Origin of the sequence: Micromonospora foliorum (assembly GCF_022229015.1) — a bacterium.
GTDB classification, from domain to species: Bacteria; Actinomycetota; Actinomycetes; order Mycobacteriales; family Micromonosporaceae; genus Micromonospora; species Micromonospora foliorum.
Genome location: NZ_JAKKFF010000283.1, coordinates 1 through 3,057 on the forward strand (window position 1 = coordinate 1; position 3,057 = coordinate 3,057).

The 3,057-nt window shown below is 71.9% G+C and carries 1 protein-coding gene and 1 pseudogene; both read left to right on the forward strand.

The window, feature by feature from the left end:
- Positions 1 to 683: pseudogene (locus PSH25_RS20745) on the forward strand (prenyltransferase/squalene oxidase repeat-containing protein); the annotation flags it as partial.
- 124 nt (positions 684 to 807) lie between these two features.
- The coding region (locus tag PSH25_RS20750; protein ID WP_238660674.1) for a sensor histidine kinase at positions 808 to 3,057 on the forward strand (2,250 nt) is incomplete at its 3' end.

A 3,057-nucleotide genomic window follows, 5' to 3' on the forward strand; every position in this document is an offset into this window, starting at 1 on the left:
TGGACGCGCTGGCCCGGCTCGGCCGTCCGGCGGACCCGGCCACCCTGTGGGCGTACGAGACGGCGGACGGCTTCTGCACCTGGCCGGGGAGCGAGGACGGCTTCTCGGTCACCACAAACGCGCACGTGCTGGACGCGTTCGGCCAGCACGTGGCCGCACACCCCGACGCGGACGCCCGGTACCACCGAACGGTCGAGCGGCTCAGCGCCGTGCTGCCGGCACACCAGCTCGCCGACGGCCCCTGGGAGGACCGGTGGCACGCCTCGCCGTACTACGCCACCGCCTGCTGCGTGTTGGCACTGGCCGAGTTCGGGCGGGGTGCGGCCGCCGCCGAGGCGGTGGACCGGGCGGCCGGCTGGGTGTTGGACAGCCAGCGCGCGGACGGATCCTGGGGGCGCTGGGACGGCACCGCCGAGGAGACCGCGTACGCCCTCCAGGTGCTGCTGGCGGTGCCGACGACGGTGCCACGGGTCGACGACGCCGTGGCTCGCGGGCACGCCTACCTGCACGGATCGGCCGCCCGGGAGCACCCTCCACTGTGGTACGGCAAGGAGCTGTACTGTCCGACCGTCATCGTTCGCGCCGCAGTGCTCGCCGCCTGCCGGCTGGCCGGCCTGCGTGCCGCGGACGGAGACCGATCGGTGGTGGATTGCGGTTACCAGGTAACAAAAACAGCAACTTGAGGGGTTGTGTGGACACTGCTAGCGTACGCAGAGCCTCAGCCCCGGATGCCCCGCTGCGGTGGGACGTCGCCCCCTCTGATCATTCGTTGATGCGCTGAGTCAACGCCCGGCCTGGGACGGTTCAATGCGTTCTCGCGGTACGAGTATCCGCACCAAGGTTGTCGCCCTGCTGCTCTCCCTGGTCGCGCTCTGGATGTTCGCGGCGTGGGTGACCCTGCGGGACGGCTTCAACCTGCTCGGTGTCCAGTTGCTGAACAGCAAGGTCTACACACCGAGCGAGCCGCTGTTGCAGGAGCTCCAGGTGGAGCGGCGGTTGACCCAGGCGTACCTGAGCAACCCCGAGGCGACGCAGCGGACGGCTCTCGAAGCCGAGCAGCGCAAGACCGCCGAGCTGGCCGCCGACTTCGCTGACTCGGTGCGCGACTGGCAGGTGGACATCGCCGGCAGCTCCGCACTGGACACCCAGCTCGGTCTGACGATCGCCCAGGTCAACGCGCTGGAGCAGACCCGCGCCGAGGTGCTGGACCGCAAGATCGACCGGATCGCGGCCGCTGAGGCGTACACCGGCGCGATCGAGTCGATCTTCCAGATCTACGACGTGACGGGCAGCCTGGACGACAAGCAGATCGCCGGCGAGGCGGCGGCCCTGATCCAGCTCAACCGGATGAAGGAGCTGATCTCCCAGGAGGACGCGCTGCTCAGCGGCCTCTTCGGCAACGGTCGGATGAGCGGCGCCGAGTACGCCCGCTACGTCGCGCTTGTCGGCTCGGAGCGCTTCCTCGGTGAGGAGACCCGCGTCCGGCTCGCCGACGCCGACCAGCGCCGTTATCAGCGGCTGGTCGAGGGTGAGGCGTTCACCCGACTGCGTGCCGTGCAGGACAGCATCATCCGCGAGGGGCGGCCGTCGACCCAGCTGCCGATCGGCGCCGAGCAGTGGCGGGGCACGGTCGAGCCGGTGCTGGCCGAGGTGAACGACGCCGTGACCGCTGGCGGTGAGGGCATTGTCGGTCGGGCCACCGGCGTGGCCGTGATGGTCGTCGTCCGACTGGTGCTCGCCACCGGTCTGGGCCTGCTCGCCGTCATCGCCTCCGTCGTCGTCTCGATCACCACCGCCCGGAACCTGCTGCGCCAGCTGGACCGGCTGCGGGAGGCCGCCTGGCAGCTCGCCGACGAACGGCTGCCCCGGGTGGTGGAGCGGCTCGGGCGCGGCGAGGAGGTCGACGTGGCCACCGAGGCGCCCCCGCTGGAGTTCGGCACCGACGAGATCGGCCAGGTCGGCAAGGCGTTCAACGCCGTTCAGGAGACCGCCCTGCGTACTGCGGTCGAGCAGGCCGACCTGCGTCGTAACGTCCGTGAGGTCTTCCTGAGCCTGGCCCGACGCACGCAGGCGCTCGTCCACCGTCAGCTCACCCTGCTCGACGCGATGGAGCGCCGCGAACACGACGCGGAGGAGCTGGAGGACCTGTTCCGGGTCGACCACCTGGCCACCCGGATGCGGCGCAACGCGGAAAACCTCATCGTGCTCTCCGGCTCCACCCCGGGTCGGGCCTGGCGACGCAACGTCCCCATGGTTGACGTGGTGCGCGGCGCGGTGGCCGAGGTGGAGGACTACACCCGGGTCAACGTGCTGCCGCTCGGGCCGGTCTCGCTCGCCGGCCGCGCGGTCGGCGACGTCATCCACCTGCTCGCCGAGCTGATCGAGAACGGCCTGTCGTTCTCCCCGCCGCACACGACGGTCGAGGTCCGCGGCCAGCTGGTCTCCAACGGGTTCGCCATCGAGATCGAGGACCGGGGCCTCGGCATGAGCGAGGAGGACCTGGCCGCGGCGAACCACCGGATCGTCGACCAGTCCGAGCTGAACCTCGCCAACGCCGCCCGCCTCGGGCTCTACGTGGTGAGCCGGCTGACCGAACGGCACGGCGTGCGGGTACGGCTCAAGGAGTCCGCGTACGGCGGCACCACCGCGGTCGTGCTGATCCCGCTGGAGCTGGTCACCGAGGCCGACGTGTCCCCGGAGGACTCGGGCTCGTTCCGGGCCGGCACGGCCATCCCGATGCCGTCGGCGCCCACCACGGACACCGGTCGTCCGGCGTCCCTCGCACCGGTCGCGCTCGCCGCACCGACGACCACCGCGCCGGAGGTGGCGGTGCCGTCGGCGGTGCCGACGCCAGCCACCACCACCCCCGAGGCGGACGAGGAGGCCGAGGCGGACACCGTTCTCCCCACCCGACAGCGGACCACCCCGGCAACCGGCACCCCCGACCTGCCCACCCGCGCCCGGCGCGGCCCGGGTCAGCCAGCCCTGGAAGCCCCGACCGTGCCCACCGGCCTACCCGCCGTCGACCGCGCCCGCCCGGAGGCCCTCGCCACGGAG